Genomic DNA, 26,891 nt, shown 5'->3' on the forward strand with positions numbered 1-26,891 from the left:
CTTGCCTCTGCATGAACATCGTTATTCTCACAAAGTCAAATGTTCATATCAGCGGGGCGTTGTCAATACGCTCTCGACGGACTTCCGCGCATCTTGGCAAGGCGAGCGCCGGCTAGGGATTGCGTGCAGGAAGTGGCGGAATTCGACGTGCTGTCATCCGCCTTCGCCTTCACCGATGGCCGCGCCAATGCAACGCCTCCCGATCCGTCCAGACCGCGCCGGTGAGCAGGGCCTTGCCGGTCACGTCCAGACCGGGGGCGATGGCCGCCCCGCAGGCGCGTTGGTGTGACTATTCGAACGAGTAGGTGAACCCGTCCGCGGAAGCGCCGACGGTCACTTTCGTCATCTTGGCGCCTTCCAGCGAACGGTTCAGGACGCCACGGCTCAGTTCCGGCAGCAGCGTGTTGGTCAGGATGGCGTCGATCATCCGTCCGCCGGACTCGATCTCGGTGCAGCGCGCCTTGACCAGATCCATGACGCCCTCGCCGATCACCAGCTCGGCATCGTTGGTCGCCCGCAGCCGGCGCGCGATCTTGCCGAACTGGTGCCGGGCGATCGCCTCGATCATCGAGTCCGAGAGCGGGTAGTAGGGGATGGTGACGACACGACCGAGGAAGGCCGCCGGAAAGACTTTGAGCAGCGGGCCGCGCAACGCGGTATCGAGATCATCGATCCCGGTCCGCACGGTGCCGTTCTTCGTACGGTCCATGATGACCTCGGAGCCGACATTCGAGGTGAGCAGGATCAGCGAGTTCTTGAAATCAATCCGCCGGCCCTCGCTGTCGTCCATCATCCCCTTGTCGAAGACCTGGAAGAAGATCTCGTGCACGTCCGGATGCGCCTTCTCGACTTCGTCGAGCAGGATCACCGAATAGGGTTTCCGGCGCACCGCCTCGGTCAGGATGCCGCCCTTGCCGTAACCGACATAGCCGGGAGGAGCGCCCTTCAGGGTGGAGACCGTATGCGCTTCCTGGAATTCGGACATGTTGATGGAAATGAGGTTCTGTTCGCCGCCATAGAGCGTCTCGGCGAGCGCCAGCGCGGTTTCGGTCTTCCCGACGCCCGAGGGACCGCAAAGCAGGAACACGCCCACCGGCTTTTCCGGCGCGCCGAGCCCGGCGCGGCTGGTCTGCACGCGTCTGGCGATCATCTCCATCGCGTGATCCTGGCCGACCACGCGTTCGGCAAGCGTGGCGGCGAGCTTGAGCGCCTTCTCGGTCTGGCTGGACAGCATCCGTCCCGTCGGGATGCCGGTCCAGTCCTGCACCACGGCGGCGACCGCGTTGCGGTCTACGGATGGCAGGATCAGCGGCGTCTCGCCCTGCGCCGCGGCAAGTTCCGCCATCAATTCGCGCAGTCGTGCCAGGTCGGCGGCGGAATCCGGTGGCGAGGCGACGACCTCGGCAACGGGCGCCTCGACCTTGGCTGCCTTCGTTTTCGCGGCCTTCGTCTTCGAGGTCTTGGTTTCCGCGGCTTTCGCCTCCGACGCCGTGGCCTCGGTTGCCTTCTTCTCGGGCGCCTCTGCTCCCGTCGCGGCAGCCGTTTCGTCGCCGGCAGCGCCCTCGGCGTCCACCGGATCGAGCGGCACGCCCTCGCCGCGCAGCCGTGCTCGCAGCTCTAGGATCTCGGCCACCAGCGCCTTTTCCCGGTCCCAGCGTGCCTTGGCGGCGGACAAAGCGGCTTCGGTTTCGGCCAGGCCGGCCTCGACCCTGGCCTGCCGGTCGGCCACCTCGATGCCGATAGCCGCCTCGCGGCCGATGATGCCGCGCTCGACTTCGAGCGCCTGGCGGCGACGCAATATGTCCTCGACCTCGGCCGGCGTGGCATGCTGCGAAACGGCGACGCGGGCGCAGGCGGTGTCGAGAAGGCTGACCGCCTTGTCGGGCAGCTGCCGCGCCGGAATGTAGCGATGCGACAAGGCAACCGCCGCCTCGATCGCCTCGTCCAGGATCTGCACCTTGTGGTGCTGTTCCAGGACGCCGGCGACGCCGCGCAGCATCAGCACGGCCACGACTTCAGACGGCTCATCGATCTTGACCACCTGGAAGCGACGGGTCAGCGCCGGATCTTTCTCGATATGCTGCTTGTATTCGGCCCAGGTCGTGGCCGCGATGGTGCGAAGCTCGCCGCGTGCCAGGGCAGGCTTCAAGAGGTTTGCGGCATCGCCGGTTCCGGCGGCACCGCCGGCGCCGATCAGCGTGTGCGCCTCGTCGATGAACAGGATGATCGGCGTCTCGGAGGCCTGGACCTCGTCGATCACCGCTTTCAGCCGCTTCTCGAACTCGCCCTTGACGCTGGCGCCGGCCTGCATCAAGCCGACGTCGAGCATGCGCACGCTGACATTCTGCAGCGTTGGCGGCACGTCACCCTGGGCAATGCGGAGCGCAAAACCCTCGACCACCGCGGTCTTGCCGACCCCGGCCTCGCCGGTCAGGATCGGGTTGTTCTGCCGGCGTCGCATCAGGATGTCGACGATCTGCCGGATCTCGGGATCGCGGCCGACGACCGGATCGATCTTGCCGTCATGGGCGCGCTGGGTCAGGTCGGTGGCATATTTCGCCAGCGCCGAATCCCCGCCGGGGCCGCGTTTTACCGGCGTCTCCGTGGCTGGGGTGGCCGGGGCAGCGCCGGCCTCCAGCGAACCTTCCATGACATCGGCGAAGCGGGAAATGACGCCGTCCGCATCGATCCGGTCGAATTCGGCGCTGATCTTCGAAACCAGCCCCTCCAGCACCGGCGTCTTCAGGCAGGCAAGCAGGATATGGGAGCTGCGCACCTCTTCCACGCCGAACTCCAGCGTCGCCAGGTTCCAGCCTTCCTGGATGGCGTGGAAGATGTGGTCGGAGAATTCCTCCACCGAGGTGGCGCCGTAGGGCAGCTTGTCGATGGCGCGGGTCATGTCCGCCGTCAGCCGGCTGGCGTCCAGCCCGGCATCGGCCACAATCATCTGTACGTCCGAGCGCTCCGACAGCACCAGTTGCTGAATGAAATGGACGAGTTCGACATAGGGATTGCCGCGCAGCTTGGCCGTGTCGGCCGCGGCCTTGAAGGCACGCACCCCCGTGGCATTGAGCTTGGCGACCAGTTCCTTGCGCTTGAAGCCCTGCGATGACCGGCGCTGTTCCATCGAACGTGCTCCCGAAATCAGCCAGCCGATACCCTGCCATAGAAGCGGCAGGTTGACAAAGCATGTGATGGATAACGCGCCTCGATCCCCGATTCGGCCGGCATCTTCCGTTTTAAGGAAAGCCCCGCATCCCCAAGCAAACAAACACGAAATTGCCCCCGCCTATGCGACGCATTTCACATACGGCGCCGGACAATCACGCCATGGGTTTCGACGACAGAACGGCCGCGTTTAGCTTCCGTTAGTTTTTGAGCAGTCCTTGAATTGTGATAAAGTGACGCAGTGTGATAACCTCACGTCACGCAAGGTCTCAAGGCCGCTCCTGGGGGTTGGTGTGATTGATCTCGCACTCTGGCTGAATCCTCTCGACGGTGAGAATCCGTCAGGTGAGGATTTGCGCAACGAGCCGGCTTTTCATGAACTGGAGCGCCTGACCGAACAGCAGACCAAAGTCGAGTATGACGAGCGCAACAAGCCGTCCGCGGAAGCGATCATCCCGATCGACTGGCCCGCCGTGCTTGCCAAGACCGAGGAATTGCGTCCGCGCGGCCGGGATCTGCGCCTTCTCGTCATCGTCACGCGTGCCCTGGCCAATGAATACCGGCTGGCCGGACTGGCCGAGGGCCTGAGCCTGATTGCGCAGACGTTCGACGCCCACTGGGAAACCCTGCACCCGGCGCTGCGATCCGCTGCAACGCCGCGCGACGCTGCCTTGCGTCGTATAAATGCCCTGCTCGACCTCCAGAACGGCCAGGACGGCCTGCTGGCTAACCTGCGGCAGATGATCTTTTTCGCGCCGCGCCCGATCGGGCCGATCAGCGGCCGCGACCTTGAACAAGGCGCTCTCGACGAGCGCGTCATGCTCCAGGAGGCGGCATCCGGGTTGAATGCGACCGAAAAGGCAGCGCTTGCAAGTGCCCACAGCCAGTTGCTGAACCGGGTGCGCAGCGGATGCGCGGCGCAGATCGATCAGGCCGGCGCCGAGATGACCTCGCTTCTGGCCGACGCCCGCGCAGCCATCGCCGCTCTCGATGCGGTCGAGACCGCGCTCAACGCCCGCATCGAAGGCAACGGCCCTGCCGTCCCGGACTTGAAACGGTTCCTGCAGCGTTTGCTGACCACGCTGGAAAGGAATTCGGCCGGCGCCACGGTGGCGAATGGCGCGGCCAAAGCATCTCCCTCAACTGCGGAACCGGCAGTGCCTGCTCGAAACGGTCATGGAGCCGATACGATGGCAAGTGTGGCAAGCTACGCGGAACAGAGCACCGGGCTGCCCGACCGGATTTCCTCGCGCGACGACGTCGTCAAATGCCTCGACCTAGTCGTCGCTTTCTATGACCGCACCGAGCCGTCCAGCCCGATCCCGCATATCGCCCGCCGTGTGCGCCGCATGGTGCACATGGATTTTGTTGAACTGATGGAAGATCTCGCCCCGTCGGGACTGAAGGAATTCCGGCTTCTGGCCGGCGTTCCCGATGCCAAGAAGACGGCCCAGAAGGATGAAAGGTAGCAACACATGCCAGCCGAAAGCAAAGCGAAGGTCATCGAACGAAATCGCGCGCCGCGGGTGCAGATCGCCTACGACGTCGAAACCTACGGCAGCCCGACTACGATAGAACTTCCGTTCGTCATGGGCGTGATGGCCGACCTTTCCGGCGCTTCGCAGACCAGGGAGGCTTCAAAGTCGCTGCTGGACCGCGCCTTCGTCGAGACCGACGCCAACCGCTTCCCCAAGTTCATGGAGGCGATGGGGCCACGCGTGAAGGCGCGGGTGAAGAACACGCTGCCGCAAGCAGAAGGCGCCGAGAAGGACGAGGAACTGGCGCTTGATCTCACCTTCACCAAGATGGGTGATTTCGCGCCGGACAAGATCGCCGAGCAGGTCCCGCAACTGGCCGAGATCCTCAAGATGCGTCGCCAGCTCGAGGAGCTGCTCGGCTTCATGGATGGCCGTGTCGACGCGGAGAAGCGCATCGCCCAGCTTCTGAACAACGAGCCGCTTCTGAGCAAGATCGCCAGCCAGGCAATGTCTGACGACGACAAGGTTGGGGAATAAGTCATGGCCGAACAGCAAAAGACCGCAGCCGTCACCGCCGAGGCGGAAGCCATCGACCTCGGAGAGTTCAGCGGGCTCCTCGAGAAGGATTTCAAGGTCAAGAAGGACGACAGCGAGAAGCTGCAGCAGTTGGTCCGCAATCTCGCTCTGGCGGCACAGTCTCGCTCCGAGACCACCACCATCTCGTCCAATGCGATCAAGTCGATCAAGTCGCTGATCGCCGGCATCGACAAGATGCTGACCACGCAGGTCAACGAGATCCTGCACGCGCCGGAAGTGCGCGAGATGGAAGGCACATGGCGCGGCCTCTGGTATCTCATCAACAACACCGAGACCGATGCCAAGCACCTCAAGATCCGGGTGATGAACATCTCCAAGGAGCAGCTGGCCGACACGCTCGAGGATTTTGAGGGCCAGATGTGGGATCAGAGCCCGATCTTCAAGAAGGTCTACACGGACGAGTATTCGATGCTGGGCGGCGAGCCGATCGGTTGCATCGTCGGCGCTTACGAATTCTCCAACCATCCGCGCGACGTCGGCCTGTTGCGCAACATCTCGGGCATCTGCGCCTCCGCACATACGCCGTTCATCGCGGCCGCCTCGCCGCGGCTGTTCCGTATGGACAGCTGGCAGGAACTGCCCAACCCGCAAGACCTGCAGATGATCGTCAACAACCCTGCCTACGCCTCGTGGCAGTCGCTGCGCGAGAGCGAGGATGCGCGCTACATCGGCCTCACCATGCCGCGCGTGCTGGCCCGGCTGCCTTATGGCACCGAGACCGTCCCGGTGAAGGGCTTCACCTTCGAGGAGGAGGTTGAGGGCGACCACAACAAATATGTCTGGATGAACGCCGCCTTCCCGATGGGCGTCAACATCAACCGCAGCCACAAGCTCTATGGCTGGGGCACGCAGATCCGCGGCGTCGAGAATGGCGGCACCGTGCTCAACCTGCCGGTGCATGCCTTCCCGACCGACGACGGTTCGATCGCGATGAAGTGCCCTACGGAAGTCGCCATCGACGACCGCCGCGAGGCTGAACTGGCCAAGCTCGGCCTGATGCCCATCCTGCACCGGAAGAACACCGACCTCGCGGCCTTCATCGGCGCCCATTCGCTGCAGGACGACGAGACGCGTGCCGGGCGACTGGTCGATCCCGACGCGCAGTCGAACGAACGCCTGAGCGCCAATCTGCCTTACCTGTTCCCGGTGTCGCGCTTCGCGCATTACCTCAAGGCCATCGCGCGCGACAAGATCGGGTCGTTCAAGGAACGCTCGGACATGCAGATCTGGCTGACCGAGTGGATCAACCGCTACGTGCTGGCCAACCCGGCCTTCGCCGACGACAAGGCGCGCGCAAAGCGTCCGCTTGCCGCGGCCGAGGTCCAGGTGGACAGCGTGGAGGGCCGGCCGGGCTACTACAACGCCCGCTTCTATCTGCGCCCGCATTACCAGCTGGAGGGCATCAACGCTTCGCTCCGGCTGGTGTCAGAACTCCCGTCAGTGAAGGGTTGAACTGCAGCAATGTGATCTTGTTTCGTTTTGAGAGCGGTGGAGAAAGACAATGCCTGTGAAGATCGATGGATTCCTGAAAGTTCCGGATATCAAGGGTCCGAGCGTGCGAGACGGCCACGAGGACGAGATCGAAATCCATGGCGTCGACTACAAGATGGTCGCGCCATACGATCCGAATTCGCTCTCGCGCCGCGGTCGTGTGGCCTTGGGGATGATCAAGTTCACCAAGCACTACGACAAGTCCTCGCCCTATCTGAAGAAGGCGCTGTTCGAGAACAAGGCTCTCGACGAGGTGGTGTTTTCCGCGCGCCGGACCATCGACGGCGAGACCAGCGACTATCTGGTCGTCACGCTCACCGACGCCTCCATTATGGAATACGACATGCAGCAGGCCGAGGACGAAGCCGACCTGATCGAGGAGGAAGTCAGCTTCGCCTATAAGAAGATCAAATTCGTCTACGACAAGGACGACGAAATCGAAATGGATGTCTATGTCGGCAAGTGAGGTCCGGCGGCCCGGCGCGAACAAGCCGCGGCTTGCCGGCAGTTCGCGAGCGACGCGCGAGGCGGTCCAGCCCTCTCTCTGGGACCGCCTCGTCAACGACCTGCCCGGGCTGACCTCCGAGATAGACGGGCTGCGCCAGCTCCTGCAGGACGAGCTTGGCGCGGACCGCCTGGAGACATTTCTTGCCGGTAGCGCGCGGGCCATCGACGCCGATGCGGAGCTGACACCTGACCAGAAGCGGCGCCTGCAGCGTTTGACCTTCCAGACCCAGCATCGCGCCGAGATCGAGAGCCGCGGCGTGGTGGTGTCGGCGCGCGTGCTGAGGGAGGCCGTGCGGCGCGACATCGAGGCCCTGTTCAACACCGAGCGCTTCGAATCCGTTCCGCTGTTTTCCGATCTCGAGCGCGAGCAGGCGTTGGACGATCCGCCGTCGCTGGCGGATTTTCCGGAAGTCCGCCGAAGTGTGGTCAACTACGGCGTGCCTTCCTTCTCCGGACGTTCATCGCGCGACTTCGACCGCGACGTGCTGGCGCGCGAGATCCGCGCGGTGCTCGCCACGTTCGAGCCGCGCCTGAAGGAAAGCGCCACCACGGTCACCGTCACTCTTGGCGACAAAAGCGTGGGTCTGAAGATCGAGATAGACGCGGTGCTGATCATGACGCCGACGCCGGAGCGGCTGCGCCTTCGCACCACGATCAATCTCGACAACGGCCTGGCGCGGACCGAATTCGGGGAAAGCTGAGATGGATCGGGTCTTCGTAGAATATTACGAGGAGGAACTGACCCATATCCGCGGGCTGGCAGCGGAATTCGCCGACATGCATCCGGCGATCGCCCGCAACCTTTCGCTCGATACGGTGCCGTGCCCGGACCCCTATGTCGAGCGCCTGCTCGACGGTGTGGCCTTCCTCGCCGCGCGCACCCGGCTGAAAGTCGATGCCGAGCGCTCCCGCTTCACCCGCGCCGTGCTCGACGTCCTCTATCCCGATCTGGTCACACCGGCGCCGGCGACCGCGATGGCGGTGCTGAAACCCGGCCAGCAAGTCCAGTCGATGATTGCGGGGCATGTCGTCAAGCGCAACACCAGGCTGGTTTCCAGCCTGCAGCCCGGCCTGTCGACACGCTGCACCTACACCACCGCGCAAGAGATCACGCTGTGGCCGATCGCGGTCAGTTCCGTCAGCTATTTCCAGGATCGCAGCGGACTGGCGGCGGCCGGTATCCCGCCGATCGGCGGCGTGGCCGGCGAAGCTGCGCTGCGCGTGGCATTCACCCGGACCGGCAAAGGCAAATTGAACGAACTCGCGCTCGATCGGCTTGATCTCTATTTGGCCGGCCGCGCCAAGGCGCCGCTGATTTTCGACGCCATTTTCGGCGCCTGCTCGGCGGTTGGCGCACGGGCCGAAGGCAAGACCAATCCGATATCGCCGCTGCCGGAGCCCGAAATGGTCGGTATCGGCGACGACGAAGCCTTGATGCCCCGTACCCGCCCGACATTCGAAGGCTACCGCCTGCTGCGCGAATATTTCATGATGCCCGAACGCTTCCACTATGTGCGGGTGTCCGGCCTGCAGCCCGTCATGCGCAAATGCGACGGCGGGCTCGAGATCATTTTCATGTTCCGGCGCCCGGTGCCCGAGCTTGCCGACCTCACGCCCGCCGATTTCGAACTCTTCGTCACCCCGATCATCAATCTCTTCGAGCGCGAGTGCAACGTCGTCGAGCTCGACCCCCGCAGGACGCGGCAAGTGCTGCATGCCGACCGCACGCGCGCGCGCGACTTCGAGATCTACCGGGTCACGCGCGTCGAGGACGCCGAGAGCGAAGGCAGCGACGCCGAAATACCCGAGCTCTTTAGCCTCGGGCAAAACCGCGGCAGCGGCTGGGTCTATTCCACCGAGCGCCGCCCGCGCCGGGCGACCGAGGATGAGCGGCGCGATGGCCTGACCCGCACCTCCTACACCGGGGACGATGTCTTCCTGGCGATCTCCCGTCCGGTCACAAGCCCGGCGAACCGGGCCATAAGGCGGCTCGACGTGATGGCGCTTTGCACCAATCGCGACCTGCCGATCCTCGACGACACCCCAACGCTGACGCTGGAGACGGCCGATCCGGTCGAGGCCGTCAGGCTCATCGGCGCGCTGCGGCCGCCGCAGCCGGCGATCCCCGCCGCGTTGCCCGCGGGCGCCGAAGGTGAATCGAGGGCCGACAATCTCGCCTGGCGGCTCGTCGCCCAGCTCGGGCTCAACTTTCTCAGCCTCGCCAAGGAGGGTCGCGGCATCGATCCGCTCCATGCCTTGCTCGACCTCTATGCCGACCGGGGCGATCCAGGCCTTGCCCGCAACGTGCATTCGATCGTTCGCATCGACTCGCGCCCGGTCATCGAACGGCTGCAGATCGACGGACCGATGTGCTTCGGCAGAGGCACGGAAGTGACCTTGCATGTGGACCAGTCCGTGCTTGCGGGGCAAAGCACGCTGCTGCTTTCGGCCTTGCTTGCGCGGCTGTTTGCCCGCCACGCCGGGATAAACGGCTTTGTGCGGACCCGTACACGGCTGCTGCAGAAGCAGGAGGATGTGCCATGGCCGATGACGCCCGGCAATCGCTACCTGATCTAGACAAGGTCGGACCGGACCGGACCGAAGATTTGTCTCAGTCGTTCGACTTCTTCGAGCTGCTGCGCCGGCTTGAACGCAGAGGTGGCCTGTTCGGCTATTCCGGCCGCTTGGAACGCGAGCCGGCAAGGCTCGGTCAGCATGTGCGCCTGAGCTTTTCGGCCAGGGACGTAGTGGACTTCCAGGAAGCAGCCGACAACGCGCCGGCGCGGGTCACGGTTGCCAATCTTGGCCTGATGGGACCCGAAGGCCCGCTGCCGCTGCATCTGACCCGCTGGGTGCTCGATCGCCTGTCGCAGCGCTGGTTCACCGGCGCCGATGCCAGGCAGACCAGCGACACCACCTTTGTCGACTTCGCCAACATTCTGCAGCATCGCATGATTGCGCTCTACTACCGGGCCTGGGCGGATGCCCACCCGGCGGTGCAGGTCGAAAGGGCCGTCGGCGGCCGGGTTCGTGCAATGCTGGAAGCGATGGCCGGCATTGGCCTTCCCGGCACCCAGAACCCCGAGCTCGACACCGTCAGGCTGCGCCAGGCCGCTTCGCTGGCCAGCCAAGTCGACGGCCCCGAGCGGCTCACCCTGTTCCTGGCCGAAGCCTTCAAGGTGCCGGTGCAGGTCAAGGAGTTCATTGCTGCCTGGATACCGCTGCCGGCCGCGCTGCAGAGCAGGCTTGCCAAGGCCTACGCGGTCCTCGGCCGCGGGGCGACGATCGGCCCGCGCGTTTTCAGCCGCCAGAGCCGGATCGAGCTGCGCGTCGGTCCGCTCGGCCTGGAGGATTTCAAATCTTTCCTGCCGGGCGGCCGGCGCCTGGCGCTGTTCAAGCAGGCGGTTCGCGAGATGCTCGGCGAAGCGCTCGACGTCGACCTGCGCATCGTGCTCGCGCGCGAGGCCGTGCCGCCGCCGCGCATCGGAACCGTCCAGCTTGCCCGCACCGCCTGGCTTGCGCGGCCCGCCGAAAGGGGGGATGCTGACGATCTGCGGCTGCGCACGATCGTCGGATGGCGGCCGGAGATAGCGGGGGTCGCGGCATGAGTCTGCTGCTTACGCTGGAGCAAGGGCCACGCACCCAGGCGGTAAGGCAGACCCGGCTGGACGAGGGTGAGCTGGTGATCGGCCGCAGCGCCGACGCCGGCTGGCAGATCGACGATCCGGACATGTTCGTCTCGCGCGCCCATTGCAAGATCACCGGCGGGCAGGACGGCTATTTCGTCACCGACACGTCGAGCAGCGGGCTGTTCATAAACGATTCCGACAGCCCGCTCGGCGCCGGACGGTCGGCGCGTCTGCAAAGCGGCATGCGGCTGAGGCTCGGCGACTACATACTGTATGTCGACCTGCAGACGCCAGCCATGCAATCGCCAGCAACCACCACCCAGCCGGTCGCCGAACGGTCGCCGCCCGCGTCCCGCGCGCCGTTGAGCATCGGCAACGACGATTTCTTTTCGGCCAGGGCGGAAGAAGAGCCGCGGCGGCCGCGTCCGGCCGATCTGCCCAACCCGTTCGAGCAGCCGCTGCCGGGAGCATTCGAACGCGCCAACGCCAACCAGGGCAGTTCGCAGGCCTTCGACGACCCGTTCAGCCTCGACCCGGTGCCATCCCTCAACGGTGCGGCCGAAGCCGCCCCGGCAAAGCCGTCGGCCGTCGAAGACGATTTCGGTTTCGGGCCGGCCGCTCCGGCGCATGGCGAATGGCCGGCGGGCCAGCGCGAGCGCGTCGCCGAAAGACCGCAACCGGCGAACCCATGGGATTTGCCGGCGCAGGCGCCCGAGCCCCCTCCCGCGCCGCGTGTGGCCGCCAGTCCGCGACCGGTCCGTCAGCCGCCGGCGGCCCCGTCGCAGTCGCACTCGGACATGGCGCTTCGCGCCGCCTTCCTGCGCGGCATGGGCGTCGAGGAAGCCGATCTCGCCGGCCGCGACGCGATCGCCGAGATGGAGAAGTTCGGGCGCGAGTATCGGCTGATGCTGGAAGGCCTGATGCAGCTTCTGCGCAAGCGCTCGGAGGAAAAGGGAAACGCGCGTGTCGCCCAGACGATGGTCGGCGCCTCCGAGGTCAATCCGCTCAAGTTCCTGCCGACGGTCGACGACGCGATCGTGACCATTCTTGGCGAACGCAGTCCCGGCTTCCTTGCCGGCGAAGCGGCGATCTCGGATGCGGTCCGCGATCTCGCGCAACATCACGTGCGCGCCTGGCGCGGCGTGCAGGCCGCGCTTCGCCAGATGGTCGACCGCTTCGACCCGGCGGCGATCGAGGAAGAGCTGAAATCGAATTCCGCGATCGGCACGCTGCTTTCGGGCGGGCGTGGCGCCAAGCTGTGGGAGCTTTACCAGAAACGCCATCGTGAAATCGCCGAGAGCGCTGAAAAGAGTTTTCTCGGCGAGGTCGGCGCTGATTTTAGGGATGCATATGAGGAGGAGTGAGACATGATCGATCGACGCGAATTCATCATTGCCCTTGGCGCCACCGGGCTGGTTTCGGCCTGCCAGAGCGGTCCGCCGAAACCATCCGTAATCACGGTCAATGTGAGCGGCGGCGCCGGCATGAATCCGGGGCCGGGCGGCGGTGACCGGCCGGTGACTGTCCTCGTGATGCGGCTGAGCAGCACCGGCAAGTTCAATTCGGCCGACTATTTCGCGCTGCAGGGCGATGCTGGGTCCGCGCTCGGGGCCGACCTCATCGGGTCCGACACGGTCTCGGTCGCGCCGGGAAAGACCGCGGCCAAGACCATCACGGTCGAACCGAACGCGACGGCGCTCGGCTTCGTCGCGCTGATCCGCGAGCCTGGCGGGAGGAACTGGCGCACGACCAAGTCGGTCTCGCCGGGCTCGAAATTCACCATCAACGTGACGCTCGGCAGCGGTGGCATCTCCGCCTAGCGGCCGGACAGGAAGTGGCTCCGTGCGGAGAGTAACGGCATGAGCGATGCAAACAGGGTGCTGTGGTCCGAGGGCCTGTTTCTCAGGACCCAGCATTTCCAGCAGCAGGACCGGTTCTTCGAGGCGACCGTGCGCGGCGCCTTGCAGGCCGGGCAGCTCCACACGTTCGGCTTCCAGCAGCTGACGCTCGACCAGTCCCTGCTCGACGCCGGCCAGATCTCCATCGTGTCGGCGCGCGGCATCTTCCCGGATGGCACGCCCTTTTCCATTCCCGAGATGATGGACGCGCCACGACCCTTGCCGGTCACCGCCGACACCGGCGCTGGAGCGGTGCTGGTCGCGCTGCCGCTCGAACCGCCCGGCGGCGTCGGCTTCGATCCGGCGCATGCCGCATCCACGGGCGCGCGCTATCATGGGCGGATCGTCTCGGTCCGCGACGCGGTGCACGGAGGATCGGACCCGGAGGAGATCGAGATTGCCCGGCCGCAGGCAGTGCTCTTGGCGCCGGGCAAATCGGTCGGCGGCTACACCGCCCTGCCCGTCGCCGATGTCAAAGGCGTGCGCGCCGATGGCGGCGTCTCGCTGGATGAGGCGTTCCTGCCGCCGACCCTGATCACAGGCGCGGTGGCCTGGTACCGGCAATTGCTTCTGGAAGTCGTCACCGGCCTCGACCAGATCGCCGAGGCGCATGGCAAGATGGTGATGGGCGGGCCCGGGCGCAGCGTGGAGGACCTGTTGATGCTCCACCTTGCCAATGCGGCACGGCCGCGGCTGGCGCACATGCTGGCGCAGGACGTCTTCCACCCGGCCGAGCTCTACCTGGAGCTTGCCGGCCTCGCCGGCGAGATGGCGACCTACGGTTCCAGCTCGCGACGGCTGGGCGAATTGCCGGCCTATGATCACATGGCCCCCGGCCCCGCCTATTCGGCGCTGGCCGACGCCTTGCGCTCGCTTATCCTGAGCCTGCGCTACATCGAGCCCAAATCGCGCGCCCTGCCCGTCATGCGGCATTCGACCAATGTCTGGAAGATCCGCATCGACAATCCGAAGCTGCTGGTGGCGAGCCGCATCGTTATCCGCGTCGGGTCCGAACTGTCGGAAGATGCGCTGCGCAAGATCTTCGTCAATCAGGCGACGGTCGGCGCGGCCGACCAGTTCGAGGGCCTGTGGAAATCGCGCCTGCCCGGCATCCCGCTGAAGCCGCTCCATTCGCAGCCGCGCGAAATCCCCTACGACGGCGACCGGCTGTGTCTCGAGCTCGATCAGAAGAGCGAGCATTGGGCCTCGCTGCTCGACGCCCCCGGCTTCGTCATCGGCGTCTCGGGTGTCTTGCCGAGCGAGCCGCAGGTGGACTGCTATTCGGTGAACAGGTGAGATCATGAGCCGGGATGATCCCTTCGGACTGTCGGAGGATCGCGAACGCACGCGCATCAGGCTGACCGGCGCCCAGATGCCGCGGCCGACGGCGCCGATGCTGACGGGTGTGCCTATCAAGCGCTCACGCACCCATCCCAATGCGCTCATCAACGCCTTTGCGCCGCTGCTCGAATTCGCGCCCGAGCTCGAAAGCGCGCTGGCGCCGGAGAACCCTGAAACGTTGCGCACGCGTCTGCTAGAAGAGCTGGTTCGGGCGCGCGATGCCGCCATGACGTCGGGATCGTCTCTGGAGCGCGCCGATCAGGCGGCCTGGGTGGTGGCGGCGCTTCTCGACGACCTCGCGCTCAACACGCCCTGGGGCGGCGCCAGTGCGTGGCCGCGCCAGCCGCTGGTGGTCATGCTGCGCGGCGATGTCGATGCCGGCACCCAGTTCTTCACGCGCCTCGACGAGCTGGAGCGCCACCCGAACCGGGACCGCGAGCTATTGGAACTGCAGTACCAGTGCCTGGCGCTTGGCTTCCGCGGCAAATACCGGGTGCCCGGCCGCTCCGGCGACCGCTCGCTCAATGCCGTTCGCGTGGCGGCGGCGCGCTTCCTGCGCGATGCCGACGCCGAGGGCGCGCCGCTGTCGCCACATTGGAAAGGCGTGATCGCCTCGGACGAGCCGCAGCGCTTCATCGTGCCGATCTGGGTGATGGCGCTCGCCGCCGCAGTGATCGCCACTGTGGTCCATATCGGGCTCTCGATGGGGCTGAGCAGCCAGGCCGTAGAGCTCTCGGCGCTGGTCCGGGCGCTGCCGCCGCCTGCGCGCGCCGACATCACCCGCGCCGCGCCGAAGGTTGACGCGCCTGCGCCGCCCGAGCCGGAGCCAGTCGATTTCGCGCTGCTGCCGGAATTCAAGGCCGAAGCGCCGGACGACCTCAGGGGGGCGCTCAGCGGCACCGAGAGCGTGTCGCTGGCCAAGCTGGTCATCCAGGCCTCCAACCCCGAATTGTTCCAGTCGTCGCGACCGACACTGACGCCAGGCTTCGAGCCACTGGTCGAATCCATCGCCAAGGTTATCCTCGCCAACCAGGAGCTGATCGGAAACATCACCGTCGTCGGCCACACCGACAACGTGCGTCTGCAAAGATCCAACCCGCTTTCGACCAACCAGCGGCTCTCGGAAGCGCGGGCCGAGACCATAGCCGACCTCCTGGTGCGGGCCGGCGTGCCGCAGGAGCGCATCCATTCCGAAGGGCGCGCTGAGACCGACCCGGTGGCCGACAACTCGACACGCGAGGGCCGCGCGCTCAACCGGCGCGTCGAGGTCCTGGTCGAGAAGAGGCTCTGAGATGTTCATCCTGCGCTTCCTCTGGGCTGTGCTCACATCGCGCTTCCTTTGGACGCTGATCGGCATCGCACTGCTTTCGCTGGTCATCTGGATCTTCGGCCCGATCGTCCAGGTCGGCCCCTATTCGCCCTTCGATTCCGACAATGTGCGCATCGGCATGATAGCCGGGCTGATCATCCTGTGGCTGATCTGGCTGATCATCGCCCAGCGCCGCGCGATCCGCGCCAACCGCATGTTCGTCGCCGAGATCGCGGCGCCGGTGGCGGAGAAGCAGCTCACCCCCGGCGAGGAAAGCGTCGCCGCCGTCGGCGCCAAGTTCGCCGATGTGATGGCCGAGCTGAGGCGCCGCAAGCTCGGCGGCCGCAAATTCCTGCGCGAAATGCCCTGGTATGTGATCGTCGGGCCGCCGGCGACCGGCAAGACCACGGCGCTGCGCCAGTCCGGCCTGAACTTTCCGATCGACCTCACCGACGACCTGCAAGGCGTTGGCGGCACACGAAACTGCGACTGGTTCTTTTCCGAAAACGCGGTGCTGATCGACACCGCCGGCCGCTACGTTCAGCAGGAAAGCCAGCCGGATGTCGACGCAACCGAGTGGCTGGGTTTTCTCGACCTGCTCAAGAAGCACCGCGGCCGCCGCGCGCTGAATGGCGTCATCGTCGCGCTCTCGATCGACGCGCTCTCGGAAGGCGACGAAGCCATCAAGGCGCACGGCCGCAAGATCCGCCGCCGGCTGGCCGAGCTCAACGACCGGCTCGAAATCCGCCTCCCTGTCTACCTGATGCTGACCAAGGCCGATCTGATCAAGGGCTTCGAGGCCTTCTTCGGCGGCCTGTCGACCACCGCGCGCGAGCAGGTGTGGGGGACGACCTTCGCGCTTGACGCCCGCGTCGACGCCAAGACCATCGAGAAGGAAATCGCCACGCTGGCGACCGAACTCGAGCGGCGCCTGGTGCCGCGTCTTGAAGACGAAGACAAGCTCGCCACGCGCGCCGAGATTTTCCGCTTCCCGGCCCAGCTCGCGAGCCTTTCCGAACCGATCCAGGTGCTGATCGAGGCGATGTTCGGCGAAAGCCGCTACGAGGAAGCCGCCTGGCTGCGCGGCCTTTACCTGACGTCGGCGACGCAGGAAGGCGCGCCCATCGACCGGCTGACCGCGGCGTTGTCTTCATCGTTCGGTCTTCCGCCGCGCCGCGCCATGCCCGCGCCAAGGGTCGAGAAGCGCAGCTTCTTCCTGCGGAATCTGCTGACCGAGGTGATCTTCAAGGAAGCCGGCCTGGGCACGTTCGACCCGCTGGCGCAGCGCCGCCGCGCCTGGATCTGGCGCGGCGCCGCCACCGCCTGCGCGGCAGCGGCCTTGCTGGCCGCCGGCCTGTTCTCCTGGTCCTACTACGATAACCGCACCGCGATCACCGCGCAGGCTGGCCAGTTCGAGGCGCTGCAGGAGCCGCTGACCGCCGTCACCGCCGCACCGGCATCGGTGGAGCAGCCGGCCATCGACGGCGCGCTGGCCGCAATGGACGAGGTCGCGAATGCCCGCACCGCGCCGCCGGACGCGCCGCACGACCTGCTCGGACCATCGGCCTCGGCGGAACTGGTGCGCGCGCAGGCCGACACCTACGATCATGCGCTGCGCAACGTCCTGGAACCCCACATGGTCGCGCTGCTCGAGGCGACCATGTGGCGGCAGATCCGCGATCCGGACTTCATGCTGGGCGCGCTGAAGACCTATCGCATGATGACCGGCCTGTCGCAGATGGACACCGACTTCGCGCAGGGCTGGTGGGTCAACAGCCTGCCCGAATTCGCGCCCTCGCCGCCTTTCCCGAGCCCGGACGCGGAAGAGCACCAGTTGGCCGCGATCCGTCGCATGGCGGTCGACGACAACTACATCGCGCCCGACAAGGAACTGGTCGCCGAGGCACTGAAGACGGTGTGCACGATCTCGCTGCCGGCGCGCGCCTACAAGCAGTTGCTGGCCGATCCGGAAGTGGCGGGGGTGAAGGAATGGATCCCGGCCAATTTCGCCGGGCCGAACGGCGCCAAGGTGTTCGCACGGCGCTCCGACAAGACGTTGCGCGTCGGCGTTCCGGGCGCCTTCACCTATGCCGGCTTCCACGATGCCGTTCTCGACCGGGTCGAGGACGTGGCCGCCCAGGCGGCACTCGATCGGGCAGTGTTCGCCGGCGGCTGCTCGGAGAATTCCGAAACCTCCGTCTCGGCGCTGTCCGAGGACATACTGAAGCTCTACTACGACGACTACATCGCGCAATGGGACAGCTTCCTGCGCGATATGCGGCTCGCGCCGTTGGCCGACCTCAATGTCGCCAGCGAGAATCTCAAAGACCTTTCAAGCGCCGATTCCGCGCTGAAGCGCCTTTTGACCGCAGTGGTTCAGGAGACCGACCTTACCCGGTCCGACGAAGCCCCGGCCGACGACAAGGCGGCCGCGAAGGGCGGCTCGAAACTGCTCGGCAAGCTCGGCAAGCTGGGCAAGGTCGTCAAGACCGGGGCAAAGCTGCTGCCGCGCGCCGGTTCGGCCGACAAGGTGGACTTGACCGGCAGCCTGGTGGCCGAACACTTCAAGCCGCTGAAGGGCGCGATCGCCGAGGTCGACGGCCAGCCACCTGCGCTCGACGCCGCGGTGGTGGCGCTGACGGCGCTTTCCAATGTGCTGCAGACGGTGACCGCCAATCCCGACCCGCAGGACGCCATCAAGAAGCAGGGCGGCCTGGCCGAACTCACCGGCGCCGTCGCCAGGCAGGCGCAGATCCTGCCCGACCCGATCGACGACTGGCTCGGCGGCATCGCTGGCGACACCAGCGGCCTGACGCAGAAGGCCGTCACCAACGAGCTCAACGCCATCTGGCGCGCCGACATCCTGCCGTTCTGCCAGGCGGCGCTCAACGACCGCTATCCGTTCAGCCCCGAGAGCGCGGTCGACGTCAATGTCCGCGACTTCGCCCGCCTGTTCGGACCGGCCGGCATGATCGACGCTTTCATCAACGACCATTTGATCAGCTATGTCGACACCGCCAGCCAGCCCTGGAAATGGCGTGCCGACTTCGGCCTCGACCCTGCGGCGCTGGCGGCGTTCGAACAGGCCAGGCACATACGCGACGATCTCTTTCCCGGCGGGACGGGACCGGTGATGAGCTTCACGCTGGAGCCGAAGGACCTGTCGCCCAATGTCACGCGCGTGACGCTCAATCTCGACGGCCAGAACCTCGTCTATTTCAACAACGCGACGCGGCCGCAACCGATGACGTGGCCCGGCAAGGACGGCACCGGCGTGATCTCGCTCGCCTTCCAGCCGGTCGACGGCTCGCCCGAGATCATGCTCAACGAGACCGGCAGCTGGGCGTGGCTGAGGATGCTGCGCGCCGGCCGCTTCACCGGCACCTCGCTGGCGGACGTCTACAGCCTGCGCCTCGGCACCAAGGGCATGTACGCCGATTTCGAGCTCAAGGCGGCAAGCGTCGAGAACCCCTACAACCTCGAAATGTTCAAGAAGTTCACATGTCCGCCGCAGATATGATCCTGCCGGGCTTCTACGGCAAAATCCCCGCCACCGGCGATTTCGTGTCGCGGCGGCTGACGGGAGATTTTGTGCGCGTCTGGGATCGCTGGCTGGCGCAGCATCTTGTTCCGCTGATTGGCCTGGAGTCTTGGCCGCGCGCCACCGCACTGCGCTTCCTGGCCGGCCCGTCCTCCTTCGGCGCGTCGGCAGGCATTGTCGTGCAAAGCGCCGACAGGGTCGGCAGGCAATTCCCCTTGAGCATCGTCGCGCAGCTTTCCAAGGCTTCCTTCCAGTTGGCGCATGCCGAAGCGTGGTTTGCCGGCATCGAGGAAACGGCCATTGCCGCGCAGCAGGGCGGGTTGACGCCCGACGATCTGGAGGCAGCCCTGACGGTGCTGCCGGTGCCGCCCGTCGAGGCCGGCGATGAGGTCGTTGGCGACCTGGTGATGTGGACGACCTATTCGGATTTCTTCGACATCGATCCGCAATCGCCGCAACCGACGCTGGAACAGATCCTCGCCGCCACCTGGGAGACCAGCTGATGCAGATCTGGAATCAGATGGGCTATCCGCACCAGTTCACCATGGGCATGGACAAGGCCGGCCATGAGTGGATCGTCGTGGTGGTCAAAGGTACGTTCGATTTTCCGGCGACGCCCGGCGCAGCGGTGCAGAAATCGGCGGAACAGGTTCCGCTGGTGATGGCCGACACGCAAACGGGTTTGCCAGGTTATTCGGCAACGCTGTGGGAGACCGATTTCGCCTTCCGCAAGCCGCGTTGCGACGTGATCGCCAATGGCTGTGCCTATGCGCCAGGCGGGCGACCGGCGGAGCGCGTGCCGGTCGGCATCAAGGTCGGCACCTGGTCGAAACTGTTCGAGGTTGTCGGTCATCGCGAATGGCGGGCCATCGGGCCGGTGTTTACCTCCACGTCGCCACAGCCCTTCCTGAAACTGCCGATTTCCTACGACGTCGCCTGGGGCGGTGTCGACAGATTGGACCCGGAGGACAAACTCCCCGCCAGCTACAAGTACAACCCGGTCGGCACCGGTTGGTCGCGCACCAGGAACCAGCGCCTCATCCCAGGTTTGCGGCTGCCCAATACGCAGGCGGTCGACGAGGAAATCCGCTCCCCCTTCGGCGACTACAAACCGATGAGCTTCGGGCCGATGGGTCGCGGTTGGCCCGGTCGTATCGAATATGGCGGCACCTATGACGACAACTGGACAAAGAACATCTTTCCTTTCCTGCCGCCGGATTTCGACGAACGCTATTTCCAGATGGCGCCGGCCGACCAGCAGATCGACCATCCCCGAGGGGGCGAAGAAGTGGTGCTGGTAAATTTGACGCCGGAGGGACGGGTTAGCTTCCGACTGCCCTCGACGGCACTGCCGATGACATTGTTCAAGGGCAAGCAGAAGGCCTATGAGGCCGACATCCTTCCAGACACGGTACTCCTCGACCCCGAGAATCGGCGTCTTTCGCTCGTCTGGCGTATCTCACAGCGCATCCAGCGGACCATTTTGGATTTCTCGGAGTGCTGGGTTGGGCCACCGACGCAAGCAATGCTGAGGGCGCGCGCGACGGGGCGCACGTATATCCGTGCCAATGGCACCGCGCCGCAGGAGGAAGAGGCATGACCTCTCCGATCGAGATTGTTTCGGTTGGTATGGTGACTGCGGTTGGCCTCGACGCGCCCTCCGCTTGCGCTGCGATGCGCGCTCGACTCGATGGTTTTCAGGAAACCCGTTTCGTCGGCTTGCCCGCAGGATGGCTTACGGGTGCGCCCGTGCCGCTACCACGCAACTGGATCGGGGAGAAGCGCATAGCCCATCTGGCAGCCGGGGCTATATCGGAGGCTTTTGAAAATCACCCGCAAGCGCGAGGACAGACGGCGCTCATCCTTTGCCTGCCGGAGGAAGATCGGCCTGGGCGACCGGTGAAAGATAATTCCTCCCTGCTCCGTCGCATCGGCGAGATCGTTGAAATCGAACCTCATGTACGCTCTCGTATCGTGGCTTATGGTCGTCCTTCCGGACATGTCGCGCTCGATCAGGCCCGCAGACTGATTGCAGCCGGCGAAGCTCCCTATGTGATGATCGCGGGCGTCGATAGCTATCTGACGGGGCCAACAATTTCCCATTACCTCAGCAGGGGCCGCTTGTTGACCGCGGAGAATTCCAACGGCTTCATTCCAGGCGAAGCTGCGGCTGCGGTTCTATGCTCACGACCGCGAAATAACGGTTTCAGGCTCTTCGGACTCGGTCTTTCGCGCGAGGAAGCTTCGATTTACAACGAGCAGGATTTGCCGCTGCGCGCCGATGGCATGACGGCGGCATACGATGTGGCATTCCAAGAGACCGGGATTGACATGAACCGGCTCGGCTATCGCATCGCGGACCTGATCGGCGAGCATTACTGGTTCAAGCAGACCGCGTTGGCCTCTATCCGCCTCCTGCGGGGACGCCACGAGTTTCAGGACTTATGGTCGCCCGCTGAATCTCTGGGCAATGTTGGGGCCGCAGCCGTTCCTGTCATGGTTGGCATGGCTTGGACAGCAGCCGGGAAAGGGTATGCCGCCGGCAATCCGGTTCTCATCGAGGCCTCGTCCGATGCAGGCGCGTGCGGCGCTGCGGTGTTCGCATACGGGAGATCGGCATGACCGTCTATGCCAATGGTCTTGAGGTTGCCTGCAAGGCGCAGGCAAACCAAGTTATAGCGGCCTTCCCCTATGTCTGCTTCACACCGCCGCAAACTCCGGCAACGCCGCCGGGAGTTCCGGTTCCCTATCCAACATTTGGAATGGACAGTGACACCGACAACGGAACCGGCACGGTCAAGATCGGCGGAAAGACGATAACTCAGAAGAACAAGTCCTATTACACCAAATGCACCGGCAACGAGGCCGGCTGTGCGCCCAAGAAGAACATCATCACCTCGGTAAACACGGGCAAGGAATACGCCCATGCCTGGTCCGGCGACGTCAAAATGGATGGCGAGCCGATCAGCCGTTTCACCGACATTTCATCGAACGATCACGCCTCGCCTACAGCCGGCGGGCCTCCGATGCCCAAGGTAGCTACGGCCACGCCCGCGACCTTCAAATGCTCCGATCTTGAGATAAAGCCCTACAAGGAACTGGAATGCCCCGAAGGCTACGAAAAGGAGCATACCGTCGAGGTCCAGTTCTTCACCGCCGAAGGCGTGCGAGACCTGACCTTGGACTGCTGCAAGGACTACGACGACAAGGAAGCGCCATGCATTTGCATGAAAGCGAAATGGCTCGCGGGCGAAGCCGCAAAGGCCAAGGCAGCAGGCGCGCCCGGCAAAAAGGTAGTCGGCAAGAAGCGCAAGACCCCGCACAACCTAAAGTCGGCGGATGCCCGCAACTGGCTGAGCAACAATTCTTCCGGCAAGCTCGGTGACTTTACCGACACCTGCGTAAACAGCACGGTCAAGAACCTGGACGATCCGAAAATTCCACCGGCCGTGCAGGCCGCGGCCACAGAGTGCCTGAAGACTGCGAACATGGAATACATGAAGAAGGCCATGAACAAGTCCGAGAAGGAGGTGAAAGACAAGAAGGCCTGCCATGCGACATGTCCCAAGGCGAAGGATCAGGCTCGCCTCGTGCAAGTGGCGAAGAAGCGCCTGAAGAAGGCAGCGGGAGGGGAGTCCGTCGTAGTGACGGCCGCAGATGTCGCTCCCTCGAAAGTTTCCTGTTAGCCAAACAAAAGACGAGGCGATGCCTCGATGGCCCGCAAGAATATCTCTCAAGGAGGATGAAGCGGATGAAGATGGATAAGGAAGACCTTGAGGGATTCGCAACCGATCCGGACACTGACATCGAGTGCCTGCAAATTGCGCCATTGAGCGGCAACAAAGTGGCGATCCTGTTCCTACTCAGCGATGCTGACTATGTCACCACAGTCTCAGTGATTTTTGTCGTCGAAAATTTCGACCCTAAGAAAGCTCGTGGCGCCCTGGTGACGTCCGAATGGCTGATGGCGCTCTCGGCCGCGCCTTCGGGCGAAATGTTTGCGCTCGAGGCCACCACCTGGATCTGGCGCTACGCCGGCACCAATTGGACGCGGGACAAGGTCAGCGAAAAGAGCCTCAGGCAGGTTTGGGCAGAGGATGCCGGTGGGGTGATCACTGTTGGCACTGAGGGCGTGGCCTATCGAATGGTTGGGCAGCAATGGCTGCCCATCAGTCCACTAGGCTCCAATGAATATCTGGATGTCCATGGACATCCCAAGCATGGCATCTACGCCTGCGGCGAGATGGGCACCATTCACCGGTTGGTGGGTACGGGCTGGCAGCCGCTGGAAACACATAGACACGACCGATTGCGTGGCATCGATATCGCGCCGGACGGCAAAATCAGGGTTGCCGGCGACGACGGCGTGTGCCTCCGAATTGCAAATGAAGAGATAACCGAGATGACCGCCGCCGGCGACATGACATATCTGTCTGTGCGCAGCTTCAATGGCAAGGCCTACTGGGGCGACGAGGCCGGCCTCAATGTCGAATCGGCTGACGCTCTTCAGCCATTCGAGGACACAGGAATTGCCTCAGATCTCCGCACTGATGGCGAATTCCTGTACGTCGCCGGTATCGACACGGCGTGGCGCTTCGACGGTAAGAGATGGAAGACACTCACGCTCGTCTATGATGACGGTTTGCGCCTAATCTAGCATAGGGGGGTGGTTCGGTTCACGGTCGTGTCTGTCCGGTGACGAAGTCGGGCGGACCGTCCGCCCCTCAATGGCCATTCTGCGAAAGGTAGGTCCGGACCTTAATGAGGTCCAGTTCGGCAATCCGTTTTGGAGCACCGTTTGCCAGCATGCGCAGCACGAACAATTCCCCGGCTTCCGGGTATTCGGCATAGAGCGCCTCTGCAATTTCCCGCCCCGCCTCGCCGGCTATCCTAAGGCCGTCGAGATGAGCATCCAGCCTTTCGACCAGGCGCTCAAGCCGCTCCTCGTCCATATCGGGATTCTCGTCGGGATGCAGCAGATGGCGGTCATAGACGGTCCAGAGAAACGCCGCCATTTCTGCGTGCTGCCGTACAATCTCGCGCAGAACAACCTTGGGCATCAGTTGAGGTTCACAGATGCCCCACGAACGCGGTTCGTAGCGCTGGCATGGCTCGTTACATAAGTGCCGCGGATGGTGATGCGACCGTCTTTTTCCATAATGATCATGGCCTTGCCGCAGCGAAGTTCGATGCGCTCGTTCGCATTGATCCGTACGTGTTCTCCGTCCCGAACGACATGCGCCGCGTTCGATTTATGAGCAGGGTCAACGATCCGGCCAACAATCAGCGGCCGGCCTGGATCGCCATCCTGAAACAGGAGCGCCACCTCTGCGCCGATCATGTCCGAGGTCAATTCCGCAAGACTTCGCGCTGAAACGGCAGTTTCCTTTGGATTGCCCGGGAAAACCACGAGGGGTGAATCCTCTCCGAAGCCCAAAAAGATGCCGATTACAACGCCTTCGATCCGTTCTTTTGTCGCCGACATGGCGCGTCCTCAGTTCTGCTTTATTTCCGAACCCTTCATCGTGATGTCGCTCGAGGCCTTCACATTGATCTTGCCGGAACCCTTGATGGAGATGTCCTTGCCTTCAATGGTGATGGTGCCGTCCTTCTTCATGGTGATCGACGCTGACCCGCATTTGAGGGCAATCGCATCGCCGGCCTCGACTAGAAGCGTCTTACCCACATTTACGGTCGAGTCCTCGCCGACCCGAACCATGCTTCCTTTTGCGACTTTGAGCTCATGCGCCGCGCCAACCTCAGTCACATCATTGTTGGCGATTTTGGTATTGCGGTCCTTTCCTATCTGGGAAGTCTGGCTCCCAGCGATCGCAAAGCTCTGGTCGGCGCCTATCTGAACGCTCTGGCTTGCGCCGATCTTCCAACTATCGCTTGCACCAATATCGTGGCTCTGCCCCGCACCCACCGTCACGCTCCGCGACGCCCCGATCGTGTTCGACTGCACCGCGCCGACGCTCCTCGTCTCCGAAGCCCCCACCGTATCGATGCGCGCCGCGCCGACGGTGACGGTCTGGACGATGCCCACCGTCTGCGAATGGTTGGCGTCGATATTCTCCGTCGAGTTTGAAACGACGTGGATCGTCTCATTCGCCATCACCGTGAGCGAGCGGTTCGCGCCCACCGTCTCGGTGTCGTTGTTGCCGATGTCCGTCGTCTGGTCGACGCCGATCTTGACCGTCTTGTTGTTGCCGACGTCCTCGTCGAGGTTGTGGCCGACGGAGTGCTTGGCGTCATGGTCGATGCGGTCGGACTGGTCATGCTGGACCAGCTTCGTGCGGTCGTGCTTGATCAGCAGGTTGTGATCCTTCTGCGCCTGGAAATTGACCAGTTCGGAACCGGCCTTGTCCTCGAACATCAGCTCGTTGTAGCCGCCGCCGCCCTTGGACGAGTTCGATTTCCAGCCCGATTGCGTCGCGTTGCCCGGCAGCCCGTAGGGCGGCATCTGCGAGGCGTTGTAGACCCTGCCGGTGATGATCGGCAGGTCCGGATCGCCCTCGATGAAGTCAATGATGACCTCCTGGCCGATGCGTGGGATCTGGATGAAGCCCCAGCCGCTGCCGGCCCAGGTTTGCGAGACGCGCACGAAGCACGAGCTGTTCTCGTCCTTCTTGCCCAGGCGATCCCAGTGGAATTGCACCTTCACCCTTGCATATTTGTCGGTGAAGATCTCTTCGCCGGAAGGGCCGACCACGGTCGCCGTCTGCGGCCCGCGCATGATCGGCCGCGGCGTGATGCGCGGCGGGCGATAAGGCAATTTGGTAGGCGCGAGGCCCAGCACTATCCTGAAATTCTCGCTATGCCCCTCGTTCTGGGTCCGGTAGCCCGGATCGAACAGCCGGTACTCGGCGCTGAGCACCATATAGTCCTGGTTCTGGTCGTCGCGCGGAAAACTCTCCAGCTTGAACTTGCAGCCGGCAAAGAGCCCGCGCACGGTGCCCACCGCGGTGCCGCGCTGATGCACCGCCTGAAGTTCCTCGCGCCTTATCCCCGCAATCTTGTCGCCGCGCCCGACATCCAGATGCGCTCCGGGCTGGCGGTAGTTTTCGCCGGCGGCTTCCTTGTGGCCGAAGGGCTGCGCCGATTTCGCCATCAAATCCGCGCCGGGCTTCTCGAAATCATAGTCGGTGTGGGCGTAGGCGCCGGGCCGCACCGAACTGCCTGGAATCCATTCGGTGATGTATTCGACATCGCGCCGCGAGGCCTGCCCCTCGAAATTGTAAAGCACCTTGTCGTAGCCCGGAGCCGGCTTCAGCTTGCTCATCGCATCGCACAGAATGAGCGTGTGCTTGCCCTCGTCATATTCGAAGAAATAGAAGATGCCTTCGTGCTCCATCAGCCGCTGCACGAAATCCAGGTCGCTCTCGTCGTACTGCACGCAGTATTCGCGCTGCGGATAGGACCCCTGCAGCCGCTTCTCGAATTTCGCGATGCCGTATTTCGAGAAGATCTTCTCGATGATCTCCACCGCGGTCATGTTCTGGAAGATACGGCAATCGGTGGTGTTGCCGAGGAACCAGAGCCACGGCCTGATGACCGCTTCATAGTAGGCCAGCCGGTCCTCGATGCGGGTGAGCCGGAACTCGGACACCAGGCCGCTGAACCAGCGCTTCGGATCGGACTCACCCTCGATCGAGACGGAGCCGCCCAGCATTTTCAGCGGATCGACATCGTGGTTGGTGCTGACGAACCCGATCGTATGGGCGAAGCAACGGCTGATCTCATCGCGTCCGACAAGATGGGTAAAGGTCAACAATTCGGCGCCTAACGGCGTCTGCACAACCGTGGCACGTTCGTTCGGCATAGGTCGTGCCCCTCCAGGACGCGGCCGCCAGTGTGATGGATTTGAAGTTCCCCCTATGTTAACCGCATCACGTTCGGGGACTTCCCGGATTGCCACACTAGGCTTCGTTC

The 26,891-nt window shown here is 64.1% G+C and carries 21 protein-coding genes; 17 read left to right on the top strand and 4 right to left on the bottom strand.

Features of this window, described 5'->3' with window-relative positions:
* Window positions 1-289: 289 nt before the first annotated feature.
* Window positions 290-3,127: an ATP-dependent Clp protease ATP-binding subunit gene (locus EN857_RS25845; protein ID WP_128346205.1), complete on the bottom strand. Its 2,838-nt coding sequence runs from the start codon at window positions 3,125-3,127 to the stop codon at window positions 290-292.
* A gap of 334 nt (window positions 3,128-3,461) precedes the next feature.
* On the opposite strand from EN857_RS25845, the gene tssA reads away from it, so the two are divergent.
* The 17 genes from tssA (at window position 3,462) to EN857_RS25930 (ending at window position 23,616) form a co-directional block, all read left to right on the top strand.
* Complete coding sequence (tssA, locus tag EN857_RS25850) at window positions 3,462-4,637, top strand: type VI secretion system protein TssA (protein WP_135859320.1); 1,176 nt, start codon at window positions 3,462-3,464, stop codon at window positions 4,635-4,637.
* Between the two features lie 6 nt (window positions 4,638-4,643).
* A complete protein-coding gene (tssB, locus tag EN857_RS25855) occupies window positions 4,644-5,183 on the top strand; it encodes a type VI secretion system contractile sheath small subunit (RefSeq protein ID WP_127392664.1) in 540 nt (179 codons plus the stop codon).
* Between the two features lie 3 nt (window positions 5,184-5,186).
* Window positions 5,187-6,695, top strand: coding sequence for a type VI secretion system contractile sheath large subunit (gene tssC / locus EN857_RS25860; RefSeq protein WP_127285564.1), 1,509 nt, complete (start codon window positions 5,187-5,189; stop codon window positions 6,693-6,695).
* A gap of 49 nt (window positions 6,696-6,744) precedes the next feature.
* Window positions 6,745-7,200 (top strand): Hcp family type VI secretion system effector, encoded by a 456-nt coding sequence (locus tag EN857_RS25865; protein WP_127285565.1) that lies wholly within the window; start codon window positions 6,745-6,747, stop codon window positions 7,198-7,200.
* The gene (gene tssE, locus EN857_RS25870; protein WP_127392665.1) at window positions 7,187-7,942 is read left to right on the top strand and encodes a type VI secretion system baseplate subunit TssE; all 756 of its coding nucleotides are present in this window, start codon (window positions 7,187-7,189) and stop codon (window positions 7,940-7,942) included. Before EN857_RS25865 ends, tssE begins: the two co-directional genes overlap by 14 nt.
* Before the next feature lies 1 nt (window position 7,943).
* Window positions 7,944-9,818 carry a type VI secretion system baseplate subunit TssF gene (tssF, locus tag EN857_RS25875; RefSeq protein WP_127285567.1) on the top strand — a complete coding sequence of 625 codons (1,875 nt, stop codon included), beginning with the start codon at window positions 7,944-7,946 and terminating at the stop codon, window positions 9,816-9,818.
* The gene (gene tssG, locus EN857_RS25880; protein WP_128274029.1) at window positions 9,782-10,849 is read left to right on the top strand and encodes a type VI secretion system baseplate subunit TssG; all 1,068 of its coding nucleotides are present in this window, start codon (window positions 9,782-9,784) and stop codon (window positions 10,847-10,849) included. The genes tssF and tssG overlap by 37 nt, the downstream gene beginning before the upstream one ends.
* Window positions 10,846-12,234 carry a type VI secretion system-associated FHA domain protein TagH gene (gene tagH, locus EN857_RS25885; RefSeq protein ID WP_127392667.1) on the top strand — a complete coding sequence of 463 codons (1,389 nt, stop codon included), beginning with the start codon at window positions 10,846-10,848 and terminating at the stop codon, window positions 12,232-12,234. The genes tssG and tagH overlap by 4 nt, the downstream gene beginning before the upstream one ends.
* 3 nt (window positions 12,235-12,237) lie before the next feature.
* Entirely contained in the window at window positions 12,238-12,690 is a 453-nt protein-coding gene (gene tssJ, locus EN857_RS25890; protein WP_127308960.1) for a type VI secretion system lipoprotein TssJ, read from the top strand.
* Between the two features lie 39 nt (window positions 12,691-12,729).
* Window positions 12,730-14,064 carry a type VI secretion system baseplate subunit TssK gene (gene tssK, locus EN857_RS25895; protein WP_127308961.1) on the top strand — a complete coding sequence of 445 codons (1,335 nt, stop codon included), beginning with the start codon at window positions 12,730-12,732 and terminating at the stop codon, window positions 14,062-14,064.
* A gap of 4 nt (window positions 14,065-14,068) precedes the next feature.
* Window positions 14,069-15,400 (top strand): type VI secretion system protein TssL, long form, encoded by a 1,332-nt coding sequence (tssL, locus tag EN857_RS25900; protein ID WP_127308962.1) that lies wholly within the window; start codon window positions 14,069-14,071, stop codon window positions 15,398-15,400.
* A 1-nt stretch (window position 15,401) separates the two neighbouring features.
* A complete protein-coding gene (gene tssM / locus EN857_RS25905; RefSeq protein WP_135859321.1) occupies window positions 15,402-18,938 on the top strand; it encodes a type VI secretion system membrane subunit TssM in 3,537 nt (1,178 codons plus the stop codon).
* The gene (gene tagF / locus EN857_RS25910) at window positions 18,920-19,462 is read left to right on the top strand and encodes a type VI secretion system-associated protein TagF (protein ID WP_245509043.1); all 543 of its coding nucleotides are present in this window, start codon (window positions 18,920-18,922) and stop codon (window positions 19,460-19,462) included. The genes tssM and tagF overlap by 19 nt, the downstream gene beginning before the upstream one ends.
* Entirely contained in the window at window positions 19,462-20,559 is a 1,098-nt protein-coding gene (locus EN857_RS25915) for a DUF2169 domain-containing protein (RefSeq protein ID WP_127392752.1), read from the top strand. Before tagF ends, EN857_RS25915 begins: the two co-directional genes overlap by 1 nt.
* A complete protein-coding gene (locus tag EN857_RS25920) occupies window positions 20,556-21,581 on the top strand; it encodes a beta-ketoacyl synthase N-terminal-like domain-containing protein (RefSeq protein WP_127392750.1) in 1,026 nt (341 codons plus the stop codon). Before EN857_RS25915 ends, EN857_RS25920 begins: the two co-directional genes overlap by 4 nt.
* Window positions 21,578-22,645 carry a PAAR-like domain-containing protein gene (locus EN857_RS35855; RefSeq protein ID WP_245493466.1) on the top strand — a complete coding sequence of 356 codons (1,068 nt, stop codon included), beginning with the start codon at window positions 21,578-21,580 and terminating at the stop codon, window positions 22,643-22,645. The genes EN857_RS25920 and EN857_RS35855 overlap by 4 nt, the downstream gene beginning before the upstream one ends.
* Before the next feature lie 65 nt (window positions 22,646-22,710).
* Entirely contained in the window at window positions 22,711-23,616 is a 906-nt protein-coding gene (locus EN857_RS25930; protein ID WP_127394054.1) for a hypothetical protein, read from the top strand.
* Window positions 23,617-23,683: 67 nt separating this feature from the next.
* On the opposite strand, the gene EN857_RS25935 is transcribed toward EN857_RS25930, so the two are convergent.
* From EN857_RS25935 to tssI, 3 genes are read right to left on the bottom strand one after another with little or no spacing between them, the layout of a single operon-like run.
* On the bottom strand, window positions 23,684-24,019 hold the full coding sequence (locus EN857_RS25935) for a hypothetical protein (RefSeq protein ID WP_127394055.1): 336 nt from the start codon (window positions 24,017-24,019) through the stop codon (window positions 23,684-23,686).
* Window positions 24,019-24,444, bottom strand: a complete 426-nt coding sequence (locus tag EN857_RS25940; RefSeq protein ID WP_127394056.1) for a DUF6484 domain-containing protein — start codon at window positions 24,442-24,444, stop codon at window positions 24,019-24,021. The genes EN857_RS25935 and EN857_RS25940 overlap by 1 nt, the downstream gene beginning before the upstream one ends.
* Window positions 24,445-24,453: 9 nt before the next feature.
* Window positions 24,454-26,781, bottom strand: a complete 2,328-nt coding sequence (gene tssI, locus EN857_RS25945) for a type VI secretion system tip protein TssI/VgrG (protein ID WP_128346682.1) — start codon at window positions 26,779-26,781, stop codon at window positions 24,454-24,456.
* Window positions 26,782-26,891: the final 110 nt, after the last annotated feature.

This window comes from Mesorhizobium sp. M4B.F.Ca.ET.214.01.1.1 (assembly GCF_004791545.1).
Taxonomy (GTDB): domain Bacteria; phylum Pseudomonadota; class Alphaproteobacteria; order Rhizobiales; family Rhizobiaceae; genus Mesorhizobium; species Mesorhizobium abyssinicae.